The sequence below is a fragment of the Burkholderia sp. Ax-1720 genome (assembly GCF_011753035.1).
GTDB lineage: Bacteria > Pseudomonadota > Gammaproteobacteria > Burkholderiales > Burkholderiaceae > Burkholderia > Burkholderia gladioli.
In genome coordinates, this window is the sequence record NZ_VWWK01000035.1 from 36042 (window position 1) to 55879 (window position 19838).

Genomic DNA, 19838 nt, shown 5'->3' on the forward strand with positions numbered 1-19838 from the left:
ATTCCCCTAATATCTTCAAATGCTTAGACGCTTCTGGCTGTTCTTCGCACAGGCTGTGACGGTACTGCTCGCGCTGATGTTCATCGTCGCGACCCTCAAGCCGCAGTGGCTACAGCGACAGGGGCAACTCGGCAAGCAGCTGGCGGCGCCGATCGTCGCGCTGCGCGAGGTGGCGCCCGGCGTTGGCGGCGCGCCCGCGCAAGCCTCGTATGCGGATGCCGCGCAGAAGGCCATGCCGGCCGTGGTCAACGTGTTCTCGAGCAAGGACGGCTCGCTGCCGCCCGATCCGCGCGCCAAGGACCCGCTGTTCCGCTACTTCTTCGGTGACCGCAATCCGCGCCGGCAGCAGGAGGAGCCCGCCTCGAATCTCGGTTCGGGCGTCATCGTGAGCCCGGAAGGTTACATTCTAACGAACCAGCACGTGGTGGACGGCGCCGACCAGATCGAGGTCGCGCTGGCCGACGGCCGCACCTCGACGGCCAAGGTGATCGGCAACGATCCCGAAACCGACCTCGCCGTGCTCAAGATCAACATGACCAACCTGCCGACCATCACCCTGGGCCGTTCGGACCAGGCGCGCGTCGGCGACGTGGTGCTGGCGATCGGCAACCCGTTCGGGGTCGGCCAGACCGTCACGATGGGCATCATCAGCGCGCTCGGCCGCAACCACCTCGGCATCAACACCTTCGAGAACTTCATCCAGACCGACGCGCCGATCAATCCCGGCAACTCGGGCGGCGCCCTGGTCGACGTGAGCGGCAACCTGCTCGGCATCAACACGGCGATCTACTCGCGCTCGGGCGGCTCGCTCGGGATCGGCTTCGCGATCCCCGTGTCGACCGCGCGCACCGTGCTGGAGAGCATCATCACCACCGGCGCCGTCACGCGCGGCTGGATCGGCGTCGAGCCGCAGGACCTCACGCCCGAGATCGCCGACTCCTTCGGGCTGCAGCAGAAGAGCGGCGCGATCGTTGCCGGTGTGCTGCAGGGCGGCCCGGCGGACAAGGCCGGCATCAAGCCCGGCGATATCCTGACCACGGTCAACAACGAGCCGATCACCGACACCACGCGCCTGCTCAACGTGGTCGCGCAGATCAAGCCGGGCACGCCGACCCAGGTCGAGGTGGTGCGCAAGACGCGCACGTTCACGGTGACGGTGGTGATCGGCAAGCGCCCGCCGCCGCCCAAGCAGGCGCTCGACGACCAGAACAACGACGACGCGGAGTAAGCGGGGCACCCGGCACCCGCGGTCGCCAAGGCGGACCCGGCAATGGGCGAGCGAGCCGGCAGCCTCCTCGTCGGAGCGGCCCGCACCAAGCAAAAAGGACAGCCCTCGGCTGTCCTTTTTTCATTGCCCTGAACGGGCCGCGGCGAAAACCTCGCCAGCTCAGCCCGCTGCCTGCGATTCCTCGTCGGCGGCCGGCTTGTTGCCGACGAAGATGCGCGCCGCCAGCAGGCCGATCTCGTAGAGCACCACCAGCGGCAGGGCCAGCATCAACTGCGAGAACACGTCGGGGGGCGTGACCACGGCCGACACCACGAAGGCGCCGACGATCACGTAGGGCCGGATCTCCTTGAGCTTCTTGAGCGGCAGCACGCCCATGCGCACCAGCACCACCACCACCACCGGCACCTCGAAGGTGACCCCGAAGGCGAGGAACATCCCCAGCACGAAGCTCACGTAGTTGTTGATGTCGGTGGACATCTCGGCGCCGAGCGGGGCGTTGTAGTGCGCCATCACGCGAAAGATGGTCGGGAACACCAGGAAGTAGGCGAAGGCCATGCCGCACAGGAACAGGAAGTAGCTGCTGCTCACCAGCGGCATCACCAGCCGCTTCTCGTGCTGGTAGAGGCCCGGGGCCACGAAGGCCCAGATCTGGTAGAGCACGACGGGCAGCGCGATCACCAGCGCCACCAGCATCGTGACCTTCATCGGCACGAAGAACGACCCGGTCACGTCGGTGACGATCATCTTGCCGTCCTTGGGCAGGTTCTGCATCAGCGGCCGCGCCAGCAGCCGGAAGATGTCGGGCGCCCAGTACACCAGCCCGACGAACACCACGAGTACGGCCGCGCCGGCCCGCACCAGGCGGGTACGCAGTTCGACGAGATGGGAGATGAAGGTTTCTTCCCGGGCTTCTTCCGGGTTGTGCTGGGGGTCGCTCACACCGGCCCTCGATGGATGTGATGGGCGCGCGCGATCATCGTGCGCGGTCAGAAGAAACGCGTGGGCCGGCGCAGGCTGGCCGGCTGGTGGCGCGCCACGCGCGCGGCCCCCGACTGCACGTGCGTGCGGCGCGTGGTGGCGCGCTTGTACCAGGTGGGCGTGGCGCTCTGCTTGATGCGCCAGTTGCGGCGCTTGGGCGTGAAGGTGGCGCTGATCGGGCTGCCCTGCCAGGCGTGGGTGGAGCTGTCGTAGGGATCGTAGGACGAGCCGGCCCCGACCGACACGGGCCCCGCCGAGGCGCCCGACTCACCCGAGACGGCCGAGCTCCAGGCATCGTTGAGCTCGGTTTCGTGCTGGCGCAGATTGTCGTGGATGGTGGTCTCGACATTGCGCGCCGCGCTCTCGAAGTCGGTCTTCATGGTGCGCAGCGCGTCGAGTTCGATCTCGCGCGACACCTCCGCCTTCACGTCGTTGATATAGCGCTGGGCGCGCCCGAACAGCGCGCCGGCGGTGCGGGCCACGCGCGGCAGGCGCTCGGGACCGAGCACCACCAGCGCGACGACGCCGATCAGCGCCATCTTGGAAAGACCGAGATCGAGCATCGCGGCGTCCTGTCAGCGCGAGGCGATCACGCCTTGTTCGAATCGGAGGAACGCGTCGCTTCCTTCGCGTCGACGTTCACCGTGCCCGTGCGCGGCAGTTGCTGCTGCGCGTCGGCCGGCGTTTCGTCTTCCTGCTTCATGCCGTCCTTGAAACCCTTGACCGCGCCGCCGAGGTCGCTGCCGAGATTGCGCAGCTTCTTGGTGCCGAACACCATCACGACGATCACCAAAACGATCAGCCAGTGCCAAATACTCAATCCGCCCATGATGCCACTCTCCTCAACCTCGCCGCCGCGGCGGCGCTAACTGCCGGCGGCGCCGGCATCCGTTACGTTTCCCTTGCGCGGCACGGCGGCATGTGACGCATGCCGCCCGCCCCGTTCAACCCATCCGCTTCCACGGGCGCGGCCCGGCAAGCAGGTGCGCATGCAGGTGGTAGACCTCCTGCCCGCCGCCCGGGCCCGTGTTCAGCACGGTCCGGAATCCCGTTTCGCCACCCGTGTAGGCGCAACCGAGCTGTTCGGCCAGGCGCGCGACGAGGACCAGCATTCTACCAAGCAGCGGCGCGTCTTCCGCGCCCGCCGAGGACAGCGTCGGCAGGTGCCGGCGCGGGATCACCAGCACGTGCGTCTCGGCCGCCGGGTTGATGTCGCGGAACGCGACGAACTCCTCGTCCTCGTGCACCTTGCTGCTCGGGATCTCGCCCGAGGCGATCCTGCAGAACAGGCAGTTCGGATCGTGACTCATCTTGCTCCCGGCGCGCCGCCCGCCCTCAGAACCATGCCTGCGGATCGAGCGGCTTGTTGTCGTTCAGGTACAGCCAGCCCTTGATGATACGGTACAGCGTCCAGACCCAGACCACGCCCAGGATGAAAAATCCGACCACCACGAAGATCAGCGCGAAACCGATCAGGTAGAGGATCAGCGCGCGCCAGAAGGTGCGGATCTGCCACTCGAAATGCGCCTGGTAGCGGGTGCCGACCACGTCCGGGCGCTTCACGTAGTTGATGATGATCGCGATCAGCCCGGTGATGCCGCCCGTCAGCCAGTGGATCGCGTACAAACCGTACAACACGTGGGTGAGCGTGCGCAGCGACTGCTCGCGTTCGCTCGACAGGCCGCCGCCCGGATAATTGGCCGGAACCGCTGCGCCACCGGGCTGGATCGAAGGTTCGTCCATGATGCTACCTCCGTTTGATGACATGACCGACACAGGGCGCGAGCGCGCTCAACCCTCGCCTTCCTCGCGCTCGCGGCGCTTGCGCAGCGCCTTCTCCTCGAGGCCCGACAGGCCCTCGCGGCGTTCGAGCTCGGCCAGCACGTCGGCCGGGCTCAGATCGTAATGCGACAGCATCACCAGGCAATGGAACCAGAGATCGGCCACTTCGCCGACCAGCGCCGTGGGCGCGCCGCCCTGGCGCACGTCCTTGGCGGCCAGCACCACCTCGGTGGCTTCCTCGCCGATCTTCTTGAGCACCGCGTCGTCGCCCTTGTGGAACAGGCGCGACACGTAGGACTGCTCGGGATCGCCGCCCTTGCGGCTATCGATCACGGCCGCCAGGCGCAGCAGGGTGTCGTGAGTGGTCTGCGTCATTTGTAGATGTGCTCGGGATCTTTCAGCACCGGCTCGACCGCGACCCAGTCGCCGCCTTCCACGGTGCCCTCGAATTTCTGGAAAAAGCAGGAATGCCGGCCGGTATGGCAGGCGATGCCCGATACCTGCTCGATCTTGAGCAGCACGACGTCCTCGTCGCAATCGAGCCGGACCTCGTGCACATGCTGCACATGCCCCGATTCCTCGCCCTTGAACCACAGGCGCCGACGCGAACGCGAATAATAAACGGCCCGGCCGGTTTCGACAGTCTTGCTCAGGGCCTCGCGATTCATCCAGGCGAACATCAGCACGTCGTTGCTGCCGAGCTCCTGCGCGATCACCGGCACCAGGCCGTCATCGTCCCAGCGGACCTTGTCGAGCCAGGCCGGCTGCGGCGCCGCCTGGGTGCTTTGCGTGGTCATCAGAGCCTCACCGGAATGCCGCGACCGGCCATGAAGCGCTTCGCCTCGCCGACCGTGTGTTCGCCGTAGTGGAAGATGCTGGCGGCCAGCACCGCGTCGGCGCGGCCGTCGACGATGCCGTCGGCCAGGTGCTGCAGCGAGCCGACGCCGCCCGAGGCGATCACCGGCACCGGCACCGCGTCGGACACGCCGCGCGTGAGCGCCAGGTCGAAGCCGGACTTGGTGCCGTCGCGATCCATGCTGGTCAGCAGGATCTCGCCCGCGCCGAGCTCGGCCATCTTGCGGGCCCACTCGATCGCGTCGAGCCCGGTGCCCTTGCGCCCGCCGTGGGTGAAGACTTCCCAGCGCGGCGCCTCGCCCTCGCCCGACACGCGCTTGGCGTCGATCGCCACCACGATGCACTGCGAGCCGTACTTGCCGGCCGCGTCGGCCACCAGTTGCGGATTGGCGACCGCCGAGGAGTTCATGCTGACCTTGTCGGCGCCGGCGTTGAGCAGGCGCCGCACGTCCTCGACGGCGCGCACGCCGCCGCCCACCGTCAGCGGGATGAAGACCTGCGAGGCGACCGCCTCGATAATCGGCAGGATCAGGTCGCGCTGGTCGGAGGTGGCGGTGATGTCGAGGAAGGTGAGTTCGTCGGCGCCCTGGTCGTCGTAGCGCCGCGCGATTTCGACGGGGTCGCCCGCGTCGCGCAGTTCGACGAAATTGACGCCCTTCACGACGCGCCCGGCGGTCACGTCGAGACAGGGGATGATGCGTTTAGCTAGAGCCATGATCTTGCACAAGTGCCGCAGGTAAGGCCGCCCGCGTCGGCGGGCGGCTCGGGCGAAGACGCGGGCGGTGATCCGCCGCGAGCGGATCAGGCGTCGTCGAGTTCGCCGTTCAGTTCGTCGGCGCGCCGTTGCGCGACCGAAAAGTCGAGATCGCCGGAGTAGATCGCGCGGCCGCAGATCACGCCCTCGACCCCCTCGCCTTCCACCTCGCAGAGCTGCTCGATGTCGTTGAGGTTCGACAGGCCGCCGCTGGCGATCACCGGAATGCCGACCGCCTGCGCGAGCTTGACGGTCGCCTCGATGTTGATGCCCTGGAGCATGCCGTCGCGGCCGATGTCGGTATAGACGATCGATTCGACGCCGTAGTCCTCGAACTTGCGGGCCAGGTCGATCACCTCGTGGCCGGTCAGCTTGCTCCAGCCGTCGGTGGCGACCTTGCCGTCCTTCGCGTCGAGGCCGACGATGATGCTGCCGGCGAAGGCGGTGCAGGCATCCTGCAGGAAGCCCGGGTCCTTCACGGCGGCGGTGCCGATGATCACGTAGGACAGGCCCGCGTCGAGGTACTTCTCGATGGTCTCCAGGCTGCGGATGCCGCCGCCCAGTTGCACCGGGATCTCGTCGCCGACCTCGGCGAGGATCGCCTCGATCGCCTCGAGGTTCTTCGGCTTGCCCGCGAACGCGCCGTTCAGGTCGACCAGATGGAGGCGCCGCGCGCCGAGATCGACCCATTTGCGGGCCATCGCCGCCGGGTCCTCGGAGAAAATCGTCGCCTGGTCCATATCGCCCTGTTTGAGGCGCACACATTGACCGTCTTTAAGATCGATGGCCGGAATCAGCAGCATAGCTATCGGAAGTCGTCTGGAAAAAGGAGGGGGGACGCGCCATTGCCGGCCGAACCGGCACCGCGCCGTTTGCTAGTTTAGTACAAGTCTTTCAGGGTTTTGACGCGCGAGCCCCGCAGCACGGGCATTCTGGGCCCATCCGGCGTGGCGGCCGCGCGACGCTCAGGGCTGCCAGTGCACGAAATTGCGGTACAGCCGCAGCCCGACCTCGGCGCTTTTCTCCGGGTGAAATTGGGTCGCGAAGATATTGTCGCGCGCCACCGCCGACACGAAGGGCTCGCCGTAAGGGGTTTCGCCGGCCGCGTGGGCACGATCGGCGGGCTCCACGTAGTAGCTGTGCACGAAGTAGAAGAAGGCCTCGTCGGGCACGCCGTCCCACAACGGGTGGGCCAGGGTCTGGCGCACGCGGTTCCAGCCCATCTGGGGCACCTTGTAGCGCGAGCCGTCGTCCTGCAGCCGGCCTTCCAGGTCGAAGCGCAGCACCTTGCCCGGCAGCAGGCCCAGGCCCGGCGTGTCGCCCTCGGCGCTCCAGTCGAACAGCATCTGCTCGCCCACGCACACGCCCAGCAGCGGCTTGCTGCGCGAGGCCTCGATCACCGCCTCCTGCAGCCCCGATTCGCCCAGGCAGCGCATGCAGTCGGGCATCGCGCCCTGGCCCGGCAGCACCACGCGGTCGGCCGCGCGGATCTGCTCGGGGCGATCGACGATCGCCACCTCGGCTTCCGGCCCCGCCTTCCTCAGCGCCTGGGCCACCGAACGCAGGTTGCCCATTCCATAATCCACAATCGCAATCGAAGTTTTCATTTCAGTGCAGGCAGTAACGCCTTCAGTCCGTCGACGATGAACTCCACCGCCAGCGCCGACAACATCAATCCCATCAGCCGCGTCGCAATATTAATGCCGGTGCGGCCGATCCAGTGCGCGATCGGCTCGGCCAGCCGCATCGCGACGAAACAGAGGCCCGCGATCACCGCGCCGATCGCGATCAGGCCCAGCCGGTCGTACCAGTGCGCGGCATTGGCCGAGTAGACGATCACCGTGCTGATCGAGCCGGGGCCGGTCAGGAGCGGGATCGCGAGCGGCACCACCGCCACGCTGTTCTTCGACTCGGCCTCGTCGCGCTCCTCGGGGGTGGAGCGCGCGTTGCCCATCTGCGCGTTCAGCATGTTGATCGCCATCAGCAGCATGATGATGCCGCCGCCCACCTCCAGCGAGCCCACCGAGATCCCGAAGAAGCGGATGATCTGCTGGCCCAGCAGGGTCGTCACGACGATCACGAAGAACACCGAGACCGCCGCGATGCGCACCGTGCGGCGCCGCTCCTCGTCGCCCTGCGAGGCCGTCAGGCTCAGGAAGAACGGCACCGCGCCGAGCGGGTTGATCAGCGCGAGCAGCGAGATGAACGATTTGAGCAGGTCCATGGACGGGCCGCATGGCGAACGGGCGAATCGAAAGCCCGGCGAGGCCGTCTGGCGGCTCGCCGGGCGCGCATTCGATCAGAGGCTGCCCTTGGTCGACGGGATCTGGCCGGCGGCGCGCTCGTCGAGCTCGACCGCCATGCGCAGCGCGCGGCCGAAGGCCTTGAACACGGTCTCGAGCTGATGATGCGCGTTGATGCCGCGCAGATTGTCGATGTGCAGCGTGACGCCGGCATGGTTCACGAAGCCACGGAAGAACTCGATCGACAGGTCCACGTCGAAGGTGCCGATCCGCGCGCGCGTGAACGGCACGTGGAATTCCAGGCCGGGACGGCCCGAGAAGTCGATCACCACGCGCGACAGCGCCTCGTCGAGCGGCACGTAGGAATGGCCGTAGCGGCGAATCCCCTTGCGCTCGCCGATCGCCTTCGCGACCGCCTGGCCGAGCGTGATGCCGACATCCTCCACCGTGTGGTGGTCGTCGATATGGGTATCGCCATGCGCTTCGATGTCGAGATCGATGAGACCATGGCGCGCGATCTGGTCGAGCATATGGTCGAGGAACGGCACGCCGGTGGCCAGCTTCTGCTGGCCCGTGCCGTCGAGATTGATCTTCACACGGATCTGCGTTTCGCTGGTATTGCGAACGACTTCCGCCACACGCATGGTGATTCCTTGAAATGGCTGAGGTAAAGGGGGCGAGATGGTGCCGGCGCCAACCGAACGATGCCGGGCGCGCCGGCCCGGTTCAGTGCAGCACCCGCCGCAGCGCGGCGAGCAGCAGGTCGTTCTCGTCAGGAGAACCGACGGTCAAACGCACGCAATTCGCGAGCAATGGGTGCATTTTACTCACGTTTTTGATCAATACCCGCTCGGTCAATAACGACTCGAACAGCGCGCCGGCGTCGGGCACGCGCACCAGCAGGAAATTGCCGGCGCTCGGGAACACCGCGGCGCCCGGCAGCGCGGCCAGCGCCTGCGCCAGCCGCCCGCGCTCGGCGCGCAGCTCGGCGGCCTGCGCGTCGAGCACCTCGAGGTGGTCGAGCAGGTAGTCGACCGCCGCCTGGGTCAGCACGTTGACGTTGTAGGGCGGGCGCACCTTGTCGAATTCGGCCAGCCAGGCCGGCGCGCCGGCCAGGTAGCCGAGCCGCACGCCGGCCAGGCCCATCTTCGAGACCGTGCGCATCACCACCACGTTGTCGAATTCGGGCACGCGCGCGAGCCAGCTGCGCTCGGCGAAGGGCTGGTAGGCCTCGTCGATCACCACCAGGCTGGTGCCGGCCGCCGCGATGATGCGGGCGACGTCCTCGTCGCCATAGAGCGTGCCGGTGGGATTGTTCGGGTAGGCCAGGTGGATCAGCGCCGGGCGGTGCTCGGCGATCGCCGCGAGCATCGCCTCGATATCGAGGGACATATCCTCGCGCAGCGGCACGCCGACGAAGTCGAGCCCGGCGAAGCGCGCGTACTGCTCGACCATCACGAAACCCGGCACCGGCATCAGCACGCTCGCGCCGGGCTTGGCGCAGGCGATGCAGAGGATGCTGATCAACTCGTCCGAACCGTTGCCGAGCATCACATCGAGCTCGGCTGGAATCCCCATCGCCGCGCGCAGCTTGTCGATCAGCGCGAGCGGGCGCGGCGGCGGGTAGCGGTTCAGCGCGACCTGCGCGAGCCGTTCGCCGAGCCCGGCGGCCAGCGGCGCGGGCAGCGGATACGGGTTCTCCATCGCGTCGAGCTTCACGAAGCCGGTCGCGTCCGGCACCGGGTAACCCGTCATCGCGAGCACGTCGGGACGGATGATGTCTTGAGGCGTCGTCATGGTGTGCACGGCGTGCTTGGCGCCGTTCCTTGCCGCGGCCGGTCGAGGCGGGCCGCCTGTGGGGTGCTGCGGGTCTCGTCGCGTGGGGTGGCGCCAGCTTCGGTGCGAGCCGCCTGGTACGCCGCGACCGCGCCGGCCAGGCCGGCGCGGCCGTCGTCAGTGGTTGCCGTGGTGGCGCATCCGGTATTCGGCGCTGCGCGCATGCGCCTGCAGGCCTTCGCCGTAGGCCAGCTCGGAGGCGATCTCGCCGAGCGTCTGCGCGCCCTCGGCGCTGACCTCGATCAGGCTGGAGCGCTTGATGAAGTCGTAGACGCCCAGCGGCGAGGAGAAGCGCGCGGTGCGCGAAGTCGGCAGCACGTGGTTCGGGCCCGCGCAGTAGTCGCCCAGGCTCTCGCTGGTGTAGCGGCCGAGGAAGATCGCGCCGGCGTGGCGGATCTGCTTGCCCCATTGCTGCGGCTCGAGCGCGGAGATCTCCAGGTGCTCGGGCGCGATGTCGTTGGCGATCCGGCAGGCCTCGGCCATGTCGCGCACCTTGACCAGCGCGCCGCGCCCTTCCAGCGAGGCGCGGATCACGGCCTCGCGCGGCATGCTCGGCAGCAGCTCGCCGATCGCCTTCTCGACGCGCTCGATGAAGGCCGCGTCGGGGCACAGCAGGATCGATTGCGCGAGTTCGTCGTGCTCGGCCTGCGAGAACAGGTCCATCGCCACCCAGTGCGGATCGGTGGTGCCGTCGCAGATCACCAGGATCTCGGAGGGCCCGGCGATCATGTCGATGCCGACCGTGCCGAACACGCGGCGCTTGGCCGAGGCCACATAGGCATTGCCCGGGCCGCAGATCTTGTCGACCGCCGGCACGGTTTCGGTGCCGTAGGCGAGCGCGGCCACCGCCTGCGCGCCGCCGATGGTGAACACGCGATCGACGCCGCCCAGGTAGGCCGCGGCCAGCACCAGCTCGTTGCTCACGCCGTCGGGGGTGGGCACCACCATCACGATCTCGCCGACCCCGGCGACCCGCGCCGGAATCGCGTTCATCAGCACCGAGGAGGGATAGGCGGCCTTGCCGCCCGGCACGTAGAGGCCGACTCGGTCGAGCGGCGTGACCTTCTGGCCCAGCACCGTGCCATCCGATTCGGTGTACTGCCAGCTATGGCTGCCGCACTCGAGCTTCTGCTTCTCGTGGTAGCCGCGCACGCGCGCGGCGGCCGCCTCCAGCGCCGCGCGGCGCTTGGGCTCGAGCCCTTCCAGGGCGGCTTCCAGCGCGTCCTGGCGCAGCTCCAGCGCGGCCACGCTGGCGGCCTGCAGGCGGTCGAAGCGGTTCGTGTAGTCGAGCACGGCCGCGTCGCCGCGCGCCTTCACGTCGGCCAGGATGGCCGCGACCGAGCGCTCGATCGCGTCGTCCTCGCTCGCCTCGAACGCGAGCACCGCACGCAGGTCGGCCGCGAACCCTTCGCGGCTGGAATCGAGTTTGCGAATCTTGATAGACATGATGCTTCCGTTCCGGTGATGCGCCGGGGGCCTCGGGGCGGTCAGGCCCCGCCCTGCTTCGACGCGCGTTCGAACGCGTCGAGGATCGGCTTGAGCGCGGCGCGCTTCAACTTCAGCGCGGCCTGGTTCACGACGAGGCGCGAGGAGATCGGCATGATCTCCTCCACCTCGACCAGATGGTTCGCCTTGAGCGTATTGCCCGAGCTGACCAGGTCGACGATCGCGTCGGCCAGGCCGACCAGCGGCGCCAGCTCCATCGAGCCGTACAGCTTGATCAGGTCGACGTGCACGCCCTTGGCGGCGAAGTGCTCGCGCGCGGTAGCCACGTACTTGGTGGCCACCCGCAGCCGCGCGCCCTGGCGCACCGCGTTGGCATAGTCGAAGCCGTCCTGCACCGCCACCGACATCCGGCAGCGCGCGATGCCCAGGTCGATCGGCTGGTAGAGCCCGCCGCCGCCGTGCTCGATCAGCACGTCCTTGCCGGCCACGCCGAAATCGGCCGCGCCGTATTCGACATAGGTGGGCACGTCGGTGGCGCGCACGATGATCACGCGCACGTTCGGGTCGTTGGTCGGCAGGATCAGCTTGCGCGACGATTCCGGATCCTCGGCGACCTGGATGCCCGCGGCCGCCAGCAGCGGCACGGTTTCCTCGAAGATACGCCCTTTCGAGAGCGCGAGGGTCAGGGGTGCGGTCATGCGGGACTCCCGGTGAGACGGCGCACGTCGGCGCCTACGGCGTTCAGCTTGGCTTCCATCCGATCATAGCCGCGATCGAGATGGTAAATACGGTCGATGACGGTCTCGCCGTCGGCGCACAGGCCGGCGATCACGAGGCTGGCCGAGGCGCGCAGGTCGGTGGCCATCACCGCGGCGCCCGACAGCCGCGCCACGCCGGTGACCAGCGCGGTATTGCCGTCCACCACGATGTCCGCGCCGAGCCGGTTGAGCTCCTGCACGTGCATGAAGCGGTTCTCGAAGATGGTCTCGACCACGTGCGCGCTGCCCTCGGCCACCGCGTTCAGGGTCATGAACTGCGCCTGCATGTCGGTCGGGAAGGCCGGGTATTCCGAGGTGCGGATCGCCACCGCGGCGGGCCGCCGGTCCATGCGCACGCGCAGCGTGTCGGCCTGCTCCTCGAGCACGGCGCCGGTCTCGCGCAGCTTGCCGAGCACCGCGTCGAGCAGGTTGGCGCGCATGCCGCGCAGCGTGACGTCGCCGCCCGCGGCCGCCACCGCGCACAGGAAGGTGCCGGCCTCGATGCGGTCGGGCACCACCGCGTGGCTCGCGCCGTGCAGGCGCTCGACGCCCTGGATCACCAGCCGGTCGGTGCCGATCCCGTCGATCCGCGCGCCCATCTTCACCAGCAGGTTGGCCAGGTCCGTCACCTCGGGCTCGCGCGCGGCGTTCTCGAGGATGGTTTCGCCCTCGGCCAGCGCCGCGGCCATCAGCAGGTTCTCGGTGCCCGTCACGGTGATCATGTCGGTGACGATGCGCGCGCCCTTCAGGCGCGTGGCGCGGGCCTCGATGTAGCCGTGCTCGATGCTGATCTCGGCGCCCATCGCCTGCAAGCCCTTGATGTGCTGGTCGACCGGACGCGCGCCGATCGCGCAGCCGCCCGGCAACGACACCTTCGCATAGCCGAAGCGCGCCACCAGCGGGCCCAGCACCAGGATCGAGGCGCGCATGGTCTTGACCAGCTCGTAGGGCGCGACCGGCTCGCCCACGTTCGCCGCGTCGAGCACCACGCGCGCGCCGTCCACCTCGCTGGTCACGCCCATCCCGCCCAGCAGGGCCAGCATGGTGCGCACGTCCTGCAGGTCGGGCACGTTGTCGAGCCGCAGCGGCTCGGCGCTCAGGAGGCTGGCGCAGAGGATCGGCAGGGCCGCGTTCTTCGCGCCCGACACCTGGATCTCGCCGGCCAGGCGGCGCCCGCCCGTCAATACCAGCCGCTCCCCCTGCCCATGCGCAACCCGGCCGGCGGCCGGGTCGATAGCCGGGCTCGTCGCGACGCTCTGGACCGCGTCGCGTTCTTTTACTGAAACTTGCACGAAGTTCGTCCGTTCTTTATGCGTTCTGCCATTCGGCGGGCGTCAGCGTCTTCATGCTGAGAGCGTGGATTTCCTGCTTCATGCGGTCGCCGAGCGCCGCGTAGACCAGCTGATGGCGCTGGATCGGCCGCTTGCCCTCGAATTCGGCCGACACGATGGTCGCGAAGAAATGCTGGCCGTCGCCTTCGACTTCCAGATGCGTGCAGGCGAGACCGCCCGCGATGTATTGCTTGACCTGCTCGGGAGTCGGCAACATGAAAAAGGCTCCAGTCGATATCAGTGACGCAGCTTGTAGCCGGTGGCCAGGAGCCGCATCGCGACCAGCGCGAGCAGCACGAAGAAACCGGCGACGATAGCGAGGCTCCGCAGCGGATCGATGTCGGAGACACCGAAGAAGCCGTAGCGGAACCCGTCGATCATGTAGAAAAAGGGATTCAGGCGCGACACCTCGCGCCACACGGGCGGCAGCGAGTGGGTCGAATAGAACACGCCGGACAGGAAGGTCAGCGGCATGATCAGGAAGTTCTGGAAGGCGGCGAGCTGGTCGAACTTCTCGGCCAGGATCCCGGCGATCAGGCCGAGCGTGCCGAGGATGGCCGAGCCGAACAGCGCGAACAGCAGGATGAACAGCGGCGCGGCGAAACCGACCGGGATGAACCAGATGGTCACCACGAACACCCCCAGCCCGACCGCCAGCCCGCGCACCACGGCGGCCAGCACGTAGGCCGAGAAGATCTCGGCGTAGGACAGCGGCGGCAGCAGCATGAACACCAGGTTGCCGGTGATCTTCGACTGGATCAGCGAGGAGGAGCTGTTGGCGAAGGCGTTCTGCAGCACGCTCATCATCACCAGGCCCGGTACCAGGAAGCTCACGTATTCCACGCCGGGATACACGTTGACGCGGCCCGACAGCGCGTGGCCGAAGATCGTCAGGTACAGCAGCGCGGTCACCACCGGCGCGAGCACGGTCTGGAACGACACCTTCCAGAACCGCAGGAGTTCCTTGTAGAACAGCGTGCGAAAACCGCTCATGCCAGACCCTCGATCACGTCTGCCCCGTTCATCACCTGGACGAACACGTCCTCGAGGTCGGCCTTGCGCACCTCGATCTCCTCGAATGCACAGCCCGCCGCGCGGCAGGCCGACAGGATGCGCTCCACCTCGTCGTAGTTGGTGAGGCGCAGCAGGTGCTCGCGCGCGCCGGTCGGCGCCGGCTCGCTGGCCAGCGTGCGCAGCTCGGCGGGCAGCTCGCCCTGCGACAGGCGCAGGTAGAGCTGCAGCCCGGCGAAGCGGCGCAGCAGCGCGTCGGTGCGATCGAGCGCCACCACCTCGCCGCGCCGCAGCATCGCGATGCGATCGCAGAGCGACTCGGCTTCCTCGAGATAGTGGGTGGTCAGCACGATGGTGTGGCCTTCGCGGTTCAGGCGCGAGATGAACTTCCAGAGCGTCTGGCGCAGTTCGACGTCCACGCCTGCGGTCGGCTCGTCGAGCACGATCACCGGCGGGCGATGCACCAGCGCCTGCGCGACCAGCACGCGGCGCTTCATGCCGCCCGACAGCGCGCGCATGTTGGCATCGGCCTTCTCGGTCAGGTCGAGATTGGCCATCACCTCGTCGATCCAGTCGTCGTTGCGGCGCAGGCCGAAATAGCCGGACTGGATGCGCAGCGTCTCGCGCACCGAGAAGAACGGATCGAACACCAGCTCCTGCGGCACCACCCCGAGCGCGCGCCGCGCGCCGCGGAAGTCGTTCACCACGTCGTGGCCGCGCACCGAGATACTGCCTTCGTCGGCGCGGGCGAGCCCGGCGAGGATGCTGATGAGCGTGGTCTTGCCGGCGCCGTTCGGCCCGAGCAGGCCGAAGAACTCGCCCTCCTCGACGGACAGGCTGACGCCCTTGAGCGCCTGAAGCGAGGCATAGCGCTTCTTGACGTTGCGGATTTCTATGGCTGACATGACTGAGCGCGGCACCTGAGCGCCGGGACGCCGGATTCTGGTCGTTGGAAACGAATGGGGAAAATGGGGGCCGATTGGACGCCCCGCAAAACGGTTGATTATAGGGCAAACCGGCGGGGCGGTCCGAGGCGGCAAACCCGCATCGGGAGGGGGCATCGCAGGTGCGGGTCGGCGCGGGCCGGCCCGGGTGCGATTCTCAGGCGAGCGTCAATGTCGCTCGGCGAGGAGGGTGTCGATGCCGTAGGCGCGCGCCAGGCTGGCGAGCTTGTCCGGCAGGTTGAGGATGTCGAGCCGCGCGCCGCGCGCCTGGGCGGCGCGCTGCCAGGCGAGCAGCACCGCCAGCGCGGCCGAGTCGAACTGCGCGAGCGCCGCGCAGTCGACCGCGTTCGCGCCGGCGGCGATCCGGCCGAGGCCCTCGTCGAGCGCGGCCTTCGCGCTCGCGTGGGTCAGGGTGGCGCCGGTCGCGAACTGGCTCACGATGCCTTGCCGCCGGCCAGTTGCTGGTTGCGCTCGGTCAGGAACTTGATCAGGCCGTCCACGCCGCTTTGCTGGATCTTCTCGTTGAACTGCTGCTGGTAGGTCTGGATCAGCCAGGCGCCGAGCACGTTCAGGTCATACACGCGCCAGCCTTGCGGCGACTTGTACAGGCGATAGTCGATCTGGGCCGGCTGGCCGTTGGTCTGCGCCAGCGTGCGCACCACCACGTCGGTCGCGCCCGGGTCGGCGCGGAACGGCGGGTACTGGATCTGCTGATCCGGCTTGAGCTGGGCCAGCGCGCCGGCGTAGGTGCGGATCAGCAGCATCTTGAACTGCTCGATCACCTGCTGCTGCTGGTCGGGCGTGGCGGCGCGCCAGTTGCGGCCCATCACGATCTGCGTGGTGCGGCGGAAATCGACGTACGGGAGGATGTCGCGATTGACGATGTCGGTCACACGGCCGATGTCGTTCGGCTTGATCGACTGCGTGCGCACTTCGTTGAGCACCTGCTCGGTGGCGGTCTTGATCAGCGCCTGCGGGTTCGACTGGTCGACCTGCGCTTGGGCCGCGCTGCCGAACGAGAAGAAGGCGGCGGCGACGGGGATCAGAAACAGTTTTTTCATGGCTATGTCCTGCAGAGTGAGTCGGTGCGTCATTTTGAACCGACGACGGGGTGCAAGTTGCATCCGTCGCCGTCACAAACGTTTCCGGCTGTAACGAACCGGGGCCGGATCAGTGCAGCCGCAGGCTGGGCCAGTGCAGGCCGTTCGGCGAGGGCGGCACGACGTTCTGGGCCGGCACGTGGGTCGCGCTGGAGGGATCGGGCGCGGCGGCGGCCGACGAGGCGGCATCCGCGCCCGAGGCCGGGGCGGCAGGGGCCGCGCCGGCGCCCGACACCGCGGCACCGGCCGCGCCCGCTGCCGGCGCCGAGCCGTCCTCGGGCACGTCGTACTTAGGCAGCGCATCGCTGCTGTAGTCGGGCGCGCTGGCCGCCGCCTTGCGCCCGCCGGGGCCGCCCGAGGCGGCGATCAGCGATTGGCGGCGCTGCAGGTAGGCGTTGCGCACGAAGGAATACTTGTCGATCGCGGCCGCGTCGAGCACGTCGCCGGCGCCGAGCAGGTTGGCGCGCGTATTGATCAGGTTCACGCCGAACAGGCCCCAGCTCAGCGCGTCCGGGCTCACGTAGGTGAGCGGGTTGCCGGCATAGTCGACCGCCAGGCCCGCCGTGTCGCGCACCGTGCTCGGTCCGAGGAAGGGCAGCACCACGTAGGGGCCCGAGGGCACGCCGTAGTGGCCCATGGTCAGGCCGAAGTCGGCCGTGTGCTTGGGCAGCTTGGCGACGGTCGCGACGTCGAACAGGCCGCCCACGCCGAACACCGTGTTGATCACCACCCGCATGATGTCGCCCACGCCGTCGGCGATGCGCAGCTGCACGAGGTTGTTGGCGGCGATGTAGACGTCGCCGATGTTCGAGAAGAAGTTCGTCACGCTGTCGCGCACCGGCTGCGGCACCGCCCACTGGTAGCCCTTGGCCACGGGCTTGAGCGCGTAGGTGTCGACGGTGTCGTTGAACTTGTACATGGTCCGGTTGAAGCCCTCGAACGGATCGCCCTTGGTGGGCGTCTGGACGGTGGCGCAACCGCTCATCGCGGCAACGGCCGCGACGGCCAGAACCGTGTTCCTGAGGCGCATGGTCTGCATGATGGTGTTCCCTCTTCTCTTTTCTCTTGTTTCGCCGTGGGGATGATGGCGCCGCCTAGTGCGCGCCGGCCCCCGATGCCGCGGCCGGTTTCGCACCGCCCGCATCCGCTGCCTTGCTGTACAGGAACTGCCCGATCAGATTCTCCAGCACGATCGCCGACTGCGTCATCGAGATCGTGTCGCCGGCCTTCAGCATCTCGGTGTCGCCGCCCGGATCGAGCCCGATGTACTGCTCGCCGAGCAGGCCCGAGGTCAGGATCTTCGCGGAGGAATCCTTCGGAAACTGGTATTGCTTGTCCAGGTCGATGGTCACCACCGCCTGGTAGGTGTTGGTGTCGAAGCCGATCGCGCCGACCCGGCCGACCACCACGCCGGCGCTCTTGACGGCCGCGCGCGGCTTGAGCCCGCCGATATTGTCGAACTTCATCTTGACGGGATAGGTCGGCTGGAACGACAGCGAGCTCATGTTGCCCACTTTCAGCGCGAGGAACAGCAGCGCCAGGAAACCCAGCACCACAAAGAGGCCGACCCAGAAGTCGAGAGCAGTCTTTTTCATCGTCATCTCTGTATTGGCCGACTAGCTGAACATCAGCGCGGTCAGCAGGAAATCGAGGCCGAGTACGGCGAGCGAGGCGTACACGACGGTCTTGGTGGTCGCGCGCGACACGCCCTCGGGCGTCGGCTTCGCCTCGTAACCCTGGTAGAGCGCGGTGAAGGTGACGGCGAAGCCGAACACCACGCTCTTGAGCACGCCGTTGCCGACATCCGACCAGACGTCGACGCCGCCCTGCATCTGCGACCAGAACGCGCCCGGATCGACGCCGATCAGCACCACGCCGACGACATAACCGCCGAGCACGCCGACCGCGCAGAAGATCGCGGACAAGAGCGGCATGGTGATGATGCCGGCCCACATGCGCGGCGCGACCACCGTCTTGATCGGGTCCACCGCCATCATCTCGAGCGCGGTGAGCTGCTCGCCGGCCTTCATCAGGCCGATCTCGGCGGTCAGCGAGGTGCCGGCGCGGCCCGCGAACAGCAGCGCGGTGACCACCGGGCCGAGCTCGCGCACCAGCGAGAGCGCCACCAGCAGCCCGAGCGACTGCTCGGCGCCGTAGCGGTTCAGCGTGTAGTAGCCCTGCAGGCCCAGCACGAAGCCGACGAACAGCCCCGACACGGCAATGATCACGAAGGAGTAATTGCCGAGGAAGTGGATCTGCTTGGTGACCAGGCGCGGGCGGCGCAGCAGCGCGAAGCATTCGAGCACCAGCCGCACGAACAGCCGCGAGGCATAACCCGTGCGTTCGAGGCCACCGACCACGTAACGACCGATTGCACTGATCATCGCCGCCCTCCGCCAAGGCCGAAGTCCGCGTCGAGCGGCGGGCTGGTGTAGTGGAACCGGAACGGGCCGTCGGGCACGCCGTCGATGAACTGGCGCACGCTCGGCTCGGTCGAGGCGCGCAGCTCGTCGGGCGTGCCCTGGGCGAGCACGCCGCCGTTGCCGAGGAAGTAGACGTAGTCGGCGATCGCGAACGATTCGGGCACGTCGTGGGTGACCAGGATCGAGGTCGCGCCGAGCGCCTGGTTCAACGTGCGGATCAGGTTCGCGGTGATGCCCAGCGAGATCGGGTCGAGCCCGGCGAAGGGCTCGTCGTACATGATCAGCTGGGGATCGAGCGCGATCGCGCGCGCCAGCGCGATGCGGCGCGCCATGCCGCCCGACACCTCGGAGGGCATCAGGTCGCGCGCGCCGCGCAGGCCGACCGCGTTGAGCTTCATCAGCACCAGGTCGCGGATCAGCGGCTCGGGCAGGTCGGTATGCTCGCGCAGCACGAAGGCGACATTGTCGAACACCGACATGTCGGTAAAGAGGGCGCCGAACTGGAACAGCATGCCCATCTTGCGGCGCAGCGCATAGAGGCCGTCGCGCGACTGCGCGCCGACATCGGCGCCGTCGAACAGCACCTGGCCGCGGCTGGCCCGCACCAGGCCGCCGATCAGTCGCAGCACCGTCGTCTTGCCACAGCCGGACCCGCCCATCACCGCCACCACCTGCCCGCGCCCGAAGCGCAGGTTCAGATTCGACAGGACGAGCCGGTCACCGCCATAGCCGAAATCGACGTCGCGAAGTTCCAGCAGGGACTCGGAAGGAGAGCTCACGGAGCTGACAATCCTGTTACGCAGAACGCCGAATTATAGGGCCTGCCTTGAATTGCTGTCGCGCACGTGTGCGGCGCGGCAATTTCGGCGTCGCGCCAATCGTTACACGATGTAACCGGGCGGCGCCCCGGCGGGCCCGCTCGACAAGGGCCGGAGCAGCCCGCGGAGCATGCTGCGGCGCGGTACGGCGGGGTTCGCGCCGGCCGGGCGGGAGGCCCGGCTGGGCGCTTCCGGCATCGGCCGGCGACGTGCCATGAAACGCTGCGTCACGGAAATCGCGACAATCGGCGCCGCCCGCCCGAGGCGGCGCGGCGCGGCCGGCTCAGGCCTCGAAGCAGGCGCCGAGCGAGGCGAGACCGGGAGAGCGGCG

The 19838-nt window shown here is 68.1% G+C and carries 26 protein-coding genes; 1 reads left to right on the plus strand and 25 read right to left on the minus strand.

Annotated features, from left to right (window positions below; translation table 11 throughout):
* Nucleotides 1-19 precede the first annotated feature (19 nt).
* Entirely contained in the window at nt 20-1228 is a 1209-nt protein-coding gene (locus F3J18_RS13575; protein ID WP_013696445.1) for a Do family serine endopeptidase, read from the plus strand.
* A 159-nt stretch (nt 1229-1387) separates the two neighbouring features.
* Here the strand turns inward: F3J18_RS13575 and tatC are convergent, their stop codons facing one another.
* From tatC to F3J18_RS13700, 25 genes are all read right to left on the minus strand, one after another.
* Entirely contained in the window at nt 1388-2167 is a 780-nt protein-coding gene (gene tatC, locus F3J18_RS13580) for a twin-arginine translocase subunit TatC (RefSeq protein ID WP_166913110.1), read from the minus strand.
* A gap of 47 nt (nt 2168-2214) precedes the next feature.
* Nucleotides 2215-2769 carry a Sec-independent protein translocase protein TatB gene (gene tatB, locus F3J18_RS13585; protein ID WP_013696443.1) on the minus strand — a complete coding sequence of 185 codons (555 nt, stop codon included), beginning with the start codon at nt 2767-2769 and terminating at the stop codon, nt 2215-2217.
* Nucleotides 2770-2795: 26 nt separating this feature from the next.
* Nucleotides 2796-3035: a Sec-independent protein translocase subunit TatA gene (gene tatA / locus F3J18_RS13590; protein ID WP_025101328.1), complete on the minus strand. Its 240-nt coding sequence runs from the start codon at nt 3033-3035 to the stop codon at nt 2796-2798.
* 115 nt (nt 3036-3150) lie between these two features.
* Nucleotides 3151-3516: a histidine triad nucleotide-binding protein gene (locus F3J18_RS13595; protein WP_013696441.1), complete on the minus strand. Its 366-nt coding sequence runs from the start codon at nt 3514-3516 to the stop codon at nt 3151-3153.
* Nucleotides 3517-3541: 25 nt separating this feature from the next.
* The gene (locus F3J18_RS13600) at nt 3542-3949 is read right to left on the minus strand and encodes a membrane protein (RefSeq protein ID WP_013696440.1); all 408 of its coding nucleotides are present in this window, start codon (nt 3947-3949) and stop codon (nt 3542-3544) included.
* A 48-nt stretch (nt 3950-3997) separates the two neighbouring features.
* Entirely contained in the window at nt 3998-4363 is a 366-nt protein-coding gene (locus F3J18_RS13605) for a phosphoribosyl-ATP diphosphatase (RefSeq protein ID WP_025101327.1), read from the minus strand.
* A complete protein-coding gene (hisI, locus tag F3J18_RS13610) occupies nt 4360-4785 on the minus strand; it encodes a phosphoribosyl-AMP cyclohydrolase (RefSeq protein ID WP_025101326.1) in 426 nt (141 codons plus the stop codon). Before hisI ends, F3J18_RS13605 begins: the two co-directional genes overlap by 4 nt.
* Entirely contained in the window at nt 4785-5558 is a 774-nt protein-coding gene (hisF, locus tag F3J18_RS13615) for an imidazole glycerol phosphate synthase subunit HisF (protein ID WP_013696437.1), read from the minus strand. Before hisF ends, hisI begins: the two co-directional genes overlap by 1 nt.
* Nucleotides 5559-5644: 86 nt before the next feature.
* Nucleotides 5645-6400 carry a 1-(5-phosphoribosyl)-5-[(5-phosphoribosylamino)methylideneamino]imidazole-4-carboxamide isomerase gene (gene hisA / locus F3J18_RS13620; protein WP_025101325.1) on the minus strand — a complete coding sequence of 252 codons (756 nt, stop codon included), beginning with the start codon at nt 6398-6400 and terminating at the stop codon, nt 5645-5647.
* A 162-nt stretch (nt 6401-6562) separates the two neighbouring features.
* On the minus strand, nt 6563-7204 hold the full coding sequence (gene hisH / locus F3J18_RS13625) for an imidazole glycerol phosphate synthase subunit HisH (RefSeq protein WP_013696435.1): 642 nt from the start codon (nt 7202-7204) through the stop codon (nt 6563-6565).
* On the minus strand, nt 7201-7821 hold the full coding sequence (locus F3J18_RS13630) for a MarC family protein (protein WP_013696434.1): 621 nt from the start codon (nt 7819-7821) through the stop codon (nt 7201-7203). Before F3J18_RS13630 ends, hisH begins: the two co-directional genes overlap by 4 nt.
* A 75-nt stretch (nt 7822-7896) precedes the next feature.
* Nucleotides 7897-8484: an imidazoleglycerol-phosphate dehydratase HisB gene (hisB, locus tag F3J18_RS13635; RefSeq protein ID WP_017918339.1), complete on the minus strand. Its 588-nt coding sequence runs from the start codon at nt 8482-8484 to the stop codon at nt 7897-7899.
* A gap of 82 nt (nt 8485-8566) precedes the next feature.
* A complete protein-coding gene (gene hisC, locus F3J18_RS13640) occupies nt 8567-9637 on the minus strand; it encodes a histidinol-phosphate transaminase (RefSeq protein ID WP_166913111.1) in 1071 nt (356 codons plus the stop codon).
* 156 nt (nt 9638-9793) lie between these two features.
* Nucleotides 9794-11122 carry a histidinol dehydrogenase gene (gene hisD / locus F3J18_RS13645; RefSeq protein ID WP_166913112.1) on the minus strand — a complete coding sequence of 443 codons (1329 nt, stop codon included), beginning with the start codon at nt 11120-11122 and terminating at the stop codon, nt 9794-9796.
* A 41-nt stretch (nt 11123-11163) separates the two neighbouring features.
* Nucleotides 11164-11820, minus strand: a complete 657-nt coding sequence (gene hisG / locus F3J18_RS13650; RefSeq protein ID WP_017918341.1) for an ATP phosphoribosyltransferase — start codon at nt 11818-11820, stop codon at nt 11164-11166.
* Nucleotides 11817-13172 (minus strand): UDP-N-acetylglucosamine 1-carboxyvinyltransferase, encoded by a 1356-nt coding sequence (gene murA / locus F3J18_RS13655; protein ID WP_166913113.1) that lies wholly within the window; start codon nt 13170-13172, stop codon nt 11817-11819. The genes hisG and murA overlap by 4 nt, the downstream gene beginning before the upstream one ends.
* A 16-nt stretch (nt 13173-13188) precedes the next feature.
* Nucleotides 13189-13428, minus strand: a complete 240-nt coding sequence (locus F3J18_RS13660; protein ID WP_013696428.1) for a BolA family protein — start codon at nt 13426-13428, stop codon at nt 13189-13191.
* Between the two features lie 20 nt (nt 13429-13448).
* Nucleotides 13449-14204 carry an ABC transporter permease gene (locus F3J18_RS13665; RefSeq protein ID WP_013696427.1) on the minus strand — a complete coding sequence of 252 codons (756 nt, stop codon included), beginning with the start codon at nt 14202-14204 and terminating at the stop codon, nt 13449-13451.
* Complete coding sequence (locus F3J18_RS13670) at nt 14201-15127, minus strand: ABC transporter ATP-binding protein (RefSeq protein WP_025101320.1); 927 nt, start codon at nt 15125-15127, stop codon at nt 14201-14203. Before F3J18_RS13670 ends, F3J18_RS13665 begins: the two co-directional genes overlap by 4 nt.
* A 207-nt stretch (nt 15128-15334) precedes the next feature.
* Nucleotides 15335-15604, minus strand: a complete 270-nt coding sequence (locus F3J18_RS13675; RefSeq protein WP_025101319.1) for an STAS domain-containing protein — start codon at nt 15602-15604, stop codon at nt 15335-15337.
* A complete protein-coding gene (locus tag F3J18_RS13680; protein ID WP_025101318.1) occupies nt 15601-16227 on the minus strand; it encodes an ABC transporter substrate-binding protein in 627 nt (208 codons plus the stop codon). Before F3J18_RS13680 ends, F3J18_RS13675 begins: the two co-directional genes overlap by 4 nt.
* A gap of 109 nt (nt 16228-16336) precedes the next feature.
* The gene (locus F3J18_RS13685; protein WP_166913114.1) at nt 16337-17305 is read right to left on the minus strand and encodes a VacJ family lipoprotein; all 969 of its coding nucleotides are present in this window, start codon (nt 17303-17305) and stop codon (nt 16337-16339) included.
* Between the two features lie 55 nt (nt 17306-17360).
* Nucleotides 17361-17867, minus strand: coding sequence for an outer membrane lipid asymmetry maintenance protein MlaD (gene mlaD / locus F3J18_RS13690; RefSeq protein ID WP_025101316.1), 507 nt, complete (start codon nt 17865-17867; stop codon nt 17361-17363).
* Between the two features lie 15 nt (nt 17868-17882).
* Nucleotides 17883-18650 carry a lipid asymmetry maintenance ABC transporter permease subunit MlaE gene (gene mlaE, locus F3J18_RS13695; protein ID WP_025101315.1) on the minus strand — a complete coding sequence of 256 codons (768 nt, stop codon included), beginning with the start codon at nt 18648-18650 and terminating at the stop codon, nt 17883-17885.
* Complete coding sequence (locus F3J18_RS13700; RefSeq protein ID WP_013696420.1) at nt 18647-19468, minus strand: ABC transporter ATP-binding protein; 822 nt, start codon at nt 19466-19468, stop codon at nt 18647-18649. The genes mlaE and F3J18_RS13700 overlap by 4 nt, the downstream gene beginning before the upstream one ends.
* Nucleotides 19469-19838 lie beyond the last annotated feature (370 nt).